This is a genomic window from Saccharothrix sp. ST-888, from assembly GCF_000955975.1.
GTDB lineage: Bacteria > Actinomycetota > Actinomycetes > Streptomycetales > Streptomycetaceae > Kitasatospora.
Genome location: NZ_JYJF01000003.1, coordinates 210465 through 216575 on the forward strand (window position 1 = coordinate 210465; position 6111 = coordinate 216575).

Genomic DNA, 6111 nt, shown 5'->3' on the forward strand with positions numbered 1-6111 from the left:
CGGGCAGTACCTTCGGCCTGCGTAAGGTGTGGTCCGGAACTTCGGCGGACGGGGACGGATGGACATCGGCGCACGGCTGGCCCGGCAGGAGGACTGCCTGGACGAGCTCCTGGAGGCGCTCGGGTTGGTGTGGACCGACCCGGAGGACCCGCGCGTCGCCGCGTTCGCCGAGCGGGAGCCGAACTATCCGCAGTACCACCGGGTTGGCCACAAGCGGCAGTTGGCCGTACAGGAGCTGACCGGGAACCGGCCGCTGGTCGAGCTGCACTACGCCTCGGTGCTCCGGGCGCTGGTGAGCGACGACGATCCGGGTTCGCCGCGCTGGCTCGCCGCCGTCGTGGTGGCGGCGGTCGGGCGCAGGCGGGTGCAGGAGAGCCTGGTGCGGGCGGTCGAGGAGGGCGACCCGTACCAGCAGGTCTGTGCGGCGGGTGCCTGGACGTGGGTGCAGGCGCCGCTCGCCTACGCGAGCGAGCAGGACCTGCGGGCCGGGCGGCCGACGCCCGCGAGCCTGGCGGCGCGGGAGGCACTGGCGGACGTCCGGGAGCGCTACCGGAGCGCGCTGCGGGCGGCACTGGCGGCCTGCCGGGACAGCTGGGCCCGCGAGCAGCTGGCCGGGCGCTTGGCCGGTTGACCCGGGCCGGGGCCGACCGGGGCACCGGCGGAAGGTCACCGGCGTTCGCCTGGACGAGGACGAGGACGCGGACGAGACCGAGTTCGACCATGCCGCCGATGGGTCGACCGGTCTGATGCGATGTCATGGCGGACGGTCTCACCGAGATGGATCGTCGAGTGGAAAGACGTGCCGCAGCGGGAGCGGCGCACAGGCTCAGGCCGTCAGGCTGGTGATCCGGGTGGTGCGGGTCGCGCGGTCGGCCAGGTCGTAGCGGTGCACCAGGAGCCGGGCGATCTCCGGGGCGGCGCCGAGGACCGGGGCGATCAGCTCGGCGGCGGCGTCGGTGGCGGCGGAGGCGATCCGGTCGGGGAGCAGCCCCGGCGCCAACAGGTAGGGGGCGACGGCTACCTGGCGGACGCCGGAGGCGCGCAGCGCGGCGACGGCGTCCGGGACGCGCGGCCCGGTGGCCGAGGCGTAGGCGACCTCGACGGCGGCCCAGCCCCGGGTGCGCTGCCAGTCGGCGGCGAGTGCGCGGGTGGCGGCGTCGGCGGCCGGGTCCGAGGAGCCGGCGGCGGCCAGGACCACGCCGGTGCCGGCGCGGACGGCGGCGGAGCCCAGGTCGAGGCCGGACTCGGCCAGGCGGCGGTCCAGAGCGTCGAGGAGCAGCGGGGACGGGCCGAGGACGTCCGCGAGCGGCAGGTCGGCACCGGCCTCGCAGAGCGCGGCCGGGATGTCGCTCTTGGCGTGGAAGGCCCGGTTGAGGAGCAGCGGGACGGCGACCGCGGGGGCGCCGTCGAGGCGGCCGAGGACCTGGGGGATGCGCGGGGCGCAGTGGTCCAGGTAGGCGGTGGCGACCTCCAGTGCGGGGCGCAGCGAGCGGAGCCGCCGGACCAGGGCGTCCACGGTGGCGGCGTGCCGGGGGTCGCGGCTGCCGTGGGCGATCAGCAGCAGCGCCGGGGCGTCGGTCTGCGGGCGGGGGCGGCCGTCCGGCGCCCCGGCGGACTCGGGGCGGACCGGCAGCCGGGTCCGGGACCGGGCCTGGTTCAGGGGCAGGGCCCGGTCCGCGAGGGGGCGGGCGGGCGCGGCGGCGGAGTCGGCCGTGCGCGCGGCCGGGGCTCCGGCAGGTGCGCTGGGCCGGGCGGTGAGCGGGTGCGGGCCGTCGAGGTGCCGGGTCGCATCCGGGCAGGCTGCCGCCGCCGCTCCGGGGCCTGTGGTGAGGCGGTTCGGGGCGGCGGCGGACAGTCTGCTCGTGGACATGGGCGACCCTTCGGCGCGGTGGGGTGTCAGCGGTTGGCGACCAGCAGGCCCCGGCTGCGCAGCACGCGGCGCTCCAGCGGGGAGAAGATCAGCAGGTCGATGGCGATGCCGACGAAGAGGATCAGGATGATGCCGAGCAGCACCCCGGACATGTCGGAGGCCTCGCGGCTGTTCTCCAGGTAGCGGCCGAGGCCGAGGCCGAGGTCGGGGGAGGACGCGATGAGTTCGGCGGCCATCAGGGAGCGCCAGGAGAAGGCCCAGCCCTGCTTGAGTCCGGCCAGGTAGCCGGGGAGGGCGGCGGGCAGCAGGACGTGGCGCGCGCCGGCGAGGCCGGTGGCGCCCATCGTCCGGCCGGCCCGCAGGAACAGCGGCGGGACCTGGTCGACGCCGGAGACCAGCCCGTTGGCGATGGACGGGACGGCGCCGAGCAGGATGACGGCGTACATCGCGGAGTCGTTGATGCCGAGCCAGATGACGGCGGCGGGCACCCAGGCGACCGAGGGCAGCGACTGCAGGCCGGAGAGGATCGGCCCGATCGCGGCCCGGACCGGCTTGACCCGGGCGACCAGCAGTCCGATCGGCGTGCCGATGACGACGGCCGCGAGGAAGCCGGAGACGCCGCGCCAGATGCTGGTCCAGATGATGGAGAACAGCGTGCCCTGGGTCCACAGGTCCGCCAGGCTCTGCCAGACCATGGCGGGACTGGGCAGCTTGTAGGTGTCGGTGAGTTCGAGGCTGAAGGCCAGCTGCCAGAGGCCGATCACCAGCACGACGGCGAGTGCCGGGGGGAGGACCTTCTCCCGCAGGGTCTGGGCGAGCGGGGTGCGCTGGACGACGACGCTGTCCAGCGCGTCCAGGCCCGCGCCGAGGTCCTCGGTGCTGACCGGGGCGTCCTTGGCGGGCCGGATGCGGAGCGGGGCGTCCTCGGCGGGCGCCTCCCGGACCGGCACGGGTGCGGTGTCAGTGCTTGCCATGGCGGCGGATCTCCCCACGCAGTTCTTCGGTGATCTCGATGGACAGGTCCGCGACGCCGGTGTCCTCGATGCGGCGCGGCTGGGGCAGGTCGATCCGCCACTCCCGGGCGACCCGGCCGGGGCGGGAGGAGAGCAGGACGACGCGCTGGGCGAGCCGGACGGCCTCGCGGACGTTGTGGGTGACGAACAGCACGGCCAGCTGCCGCTCGGCCCAGATCCGGGTGATCTCGTCGTGCAGCACGTCCCTGGTGATGGCGTCCAGGGCCGCGAACGGCTCGTCCATCAGCAGCACCCGGCTGCCCTGGGCGAGTGCCCGGGCCATCGCGACGCGCTGGCGCATACCGCCGGAGAGTTCGTGCACCCGCTTGTCGTAGGAGCCACCGAGCCGGACCAGTTCGAGCAGTCGCTCGGCCTCCGGGCGGCGTTCGGCGCGCGGGACGCCGGCCAGCCGGAGCGCGAGTTCGATGTTGCGGCCGGCCGTGAGCCAGGGGAAGAGCGCGTGGTCCTGGAACATCAGCGCGGGGCGGCCGCCGGGGACCTCGATGCTGCCCGCGGTGGGCTTGTCGAGTCCGGCGACCAGGTTGAGCAGGGTGGACTTGCCGCAGCCCGAGGCGCCGAGCAGGGTGACGAACTCGCCGGGGGCGACGTCGAGCGAGATGTCGTCCAGTACCGGGGTGGCCGCGCCGGGGCGGCCGAAGGTCTTGTGGACGTGCGAGAGCCGGACGGCGGGGGCGCCGCCGGTGACCTCGCCGCCGAGGGCGGTCTCCGAGGTGGTCAGTGCCGGGGTCATCCGGGCACCTCCTGCGTGAGTGGTCTGGCGATCTGGCGGGAAGCTGGAGCCGGGGCCCGGCCCCGCGCCGTCCTGTGACTGGGCATCGACCGGGACGGCGCGGGGACGGACCTCGGAGCTGTGCGGGGCGGCCTACCTGGTACCGAGCCCGGCGTCCGCCACGGCGGGCCGGCCCTGCTGCTTGAGCACCTGGTCGAGCAGGGTCAGGTCGTAGATCCCGTTCAGGTTGGGCTTCTTGAGCAGCCCGGCGGTGACCGCGTGGTCGGCCTCGGCCTGCAGGGTGCCGGCCAGCGGGTCGTCGAGGAAGTCGATGTCCTGCCAGGCCGGGTCGAGGACCGCCGGGTCCAGCGAGCTGCCCGCGTCGATCTTGAGCTGGGCGTTGGCGTCGGCCTTGGCCCGGTCCGGGTTGGCCTTGATGAAGGCGTTGGTGTTCACCGAGCCGCGCAGCACGGCCTCGACCACGTCCGGGTGCTCCTTGAGGAACTTCTGCGAGACGATGATGTTGGTGATCACGAACTTGCCGTCGGGCCACAGGGACTTCTCGTCGAGGAGTTCCTTGGCGCCGAGGGTGACCAGCTTGGAGGCGGTCGGCTCGGGCACCCAGGCGCCGTCGATGGAGCCGGACTTGTAGGCGTCGGGGGTGACCTTGTTGTCGGTGCGGACCACGCTCACGTCGCCCGCGCCGGACTGGGCGTCGACCTTGTAGCCCTTGCCCGCCAGGTAGTTGAGCAGCGCGACGTCCTGGGTGTTGCCGAGCTGCGGGGTGGCGATCTTCTTGCCCCTGAGGTCGTCCGGCGACTTGATCCGGTCGGGGTTGACCACCAGCTTGACGCCGCCGGAGGCCGAACCGCCGATGATCTTCAGGGACTGCCCGTTGGACTTGGTGTAGCCGTTGATCGCCGGGGAGGGGCCGATCCAGCCGAGGTCGATCGATCCGGCGTTGAGCGCCTCGATCTCGGCCGGACCCGCGTTGAAGGTCTGGGTCTTGATCCGGGTGGCGCCCAGTTCCTTCTGGAAGATGCCGTCCTTGATCCCGACCAGGGCGGTGCCGTGGGTCAGGTTCGGGAAGTAGCCGATCTTCACGGTGTCGGCGGAGAGCTTCGCCCCCGAGGCGGTGGCGGACGCCGGGGCGGCGTCCGTCCGGTCGGCGCTCTTGGAGCCGTAGCCGCAGGCGGAGAGCAGGCCGACGGCGGCCAGGGCGGCCGCGGCCGCCGCGGCGGACCGTCTGGTCCGGCCGGAGCCGGGGCGCGTTCGGGTATGCGGGATCGCCGGATTCGGTGCCATGGGAGTCGTCCTGTCATGGAAGGAGGGGCGGATCGTGGTGCTGACGGCAGCTCGGATGCCGGGCAAGCCGGGCGGTCGGGGAGGGACGGCCCGGTGACAGGGGTTCAGCGCCCCTGTCCGCCTGCACATCGCGCCAGTCCGCCCTCGCCACTGCCGAGGACGCCGCTGCCGATGCGGCCACCTTCCTTGTCCATGCCCGAGAACGCCTCGCAGGGCATCAGACCCAGTCCTCCTCGTCCGGCTCGGCGGTGCGCACGGTGTCGAAGGCCTCGCCCGCCATGCCGGCGGTGAGGGTGGCGCCGTCGGCCGGGTCGATCAGCAGGAACGATCCGGTGCGGCGGTTGTCCGTGTAGTCGTCCAGCGCCAGCGGCTCGGCGGTGCGCAGCACCACGTGACCGATGTCGTTGACGTTCAACTCCGTCGCCTCGCCGCGCTGTTCGAGCGTCTCGACGTCGATCCGGTAGGAGATCTCCCGGACCAGCGCGCGCACCGTGCGGGTGGTGTGCTTGAGCAGCACCTTGTCGCCGGTCCGCAGCGGGCGCTCGCCCAGGTGGCAGACGGTGGCCTCGATGTCCTTGGTGGGGGCGGGCACCGCACCGGCCGCGATCAGGTCGCCGCGGGAGACGTCGATGTCCTCGGCGAGGCGGACGGTGACGGACTGGGGGGCCCAGGCGATGTCCGTCTCCCGGCCGAGGGCGTCGATGCCCGCGACGGTGGTGGTGTGGCCGGACGGCAGGACGGTGACCGGGTCGCCGACGCGCAGCACGCCGGAGGCCAGCTGGCCCGCGTAGCCGCGGTAGTCCGGGTGCTCCTCGGTCTGCGGGCGGATCACGTACTGGACCGGGAAGCGGGCCGGCTGCCGGCCCGGGTCGCTGCCGACCGGGACGGTCTCCAGGTGTTCCAGCAGGGTCGGGCCGCCGTACCAGTCCATGTGGGCGGAGGGCTCGACCACGTTGTCGCCGGCGAGCGCGGAGATCGGGACGGAGACGACGTCGCGGACGCCGAGCGAGGCGGCGTAGGCGGTGAATTCCTCGGCGATGGCGGCGAAGACGGGCTCGGCGTAGTCGACCAGGTCCATCTTGTTGACGGCCAGCACCACGTGCGGCACGCGCAGCAGGGCGGCGACGGCGGCGTGCCGGCGGGTCTGCTCGACGACGCCGTTGCGGGCGTCGACCAGGACGATGGCCAGCTCG

At 73.9% G+C, this 6111-nt stretch carries 6 protein-coding genes; 1 reads left to right on the plus strand and 5 read right to left on the minus strand.

Going from position 1 to position 6111, the window contains the following annotated elements; genetic code table 11:
• Nucleotides 1-58 precede the first annotated feature (58 nt).
• Nucleotides 59-631: a hypothetical protein gene (locus tag UK12_RS03320; protein WP_045299218.1), complete on the plus strand. Its 573-nt coding sequence runs from the start codon at nucleotides 59-61 to the stop codon at nucleotides 629-631.
• A gap of 195 nt (nucleotides 632-826) precedes the next feature.
• Here UK12_RS03320 and UK12_RS03325 read toward each other — a convergent pair whose 3' ends face one another.
• The 5 genes from UK12_RS03325 to UK12_RS03345 all read right to left on the minus strand — a co-directional run.
• Complete coding sequence (locus tag UK12_RS03325; protein ID WP_082119251.1) at nucleotides 827-1870, minus strand: sirohydrochlorin chelatase; 1044 nt, start codon at nucleotides 1868-1870, stop codon at nucleotides 827-829.
• Between the two features lie 26 nt (nucleotides 1871-1896).
• On the minus strand, nucleotides 1897-2844 hold the full coding sequence (locus UK12_RS03330; RefSeq protein WP_045299220.1) for an ABC transporter permease: 948 nt from the start codon (nucleotides 2842-2844) through the stop codon (nucleotides 1897-1899).
• Nucleotides 2831-3634: an ABC transporter ATP-binding protein gene (locus UK12_RS03335; RefSeq protein ID WP_045299222.1), complete on the minus strand. Its 804-nt coding sequence runs from the start codon at nucleotides 3632-3634 to the stop codon at nucleotides 2831-2833. The genes UK12_RS03330 and UK12_RS03335 overlap by 14 nt, the downstream gene beginning before the upstream one ends.
• Before the next feature lie 132 nt (nucleotides 3635-3766).
• The gene (locus tag UK12_RS03340; protein ID WP_045299224.1) at nucleotides 3767-4918 is read right to left on the minus strand and encodes an aliphatic sulfonate ABC transporter substrate-binding protein; all 1152 of its coding nucleotides are present in this window, start codon (nucleotides 4916-4918) and stop codon (nucleotides 3767-3769) included.
• Between the two features lie 217 nt (nucleotides 4919-5135).
• On the minus strand, nucleotides 5136-6111 hold a 976-nt coding region (locus tag UK12_RS03345; RefSeq protein WP_045299226.1), incomplete at its 5' end, for a sulfate adenylyltransferase subunit 1.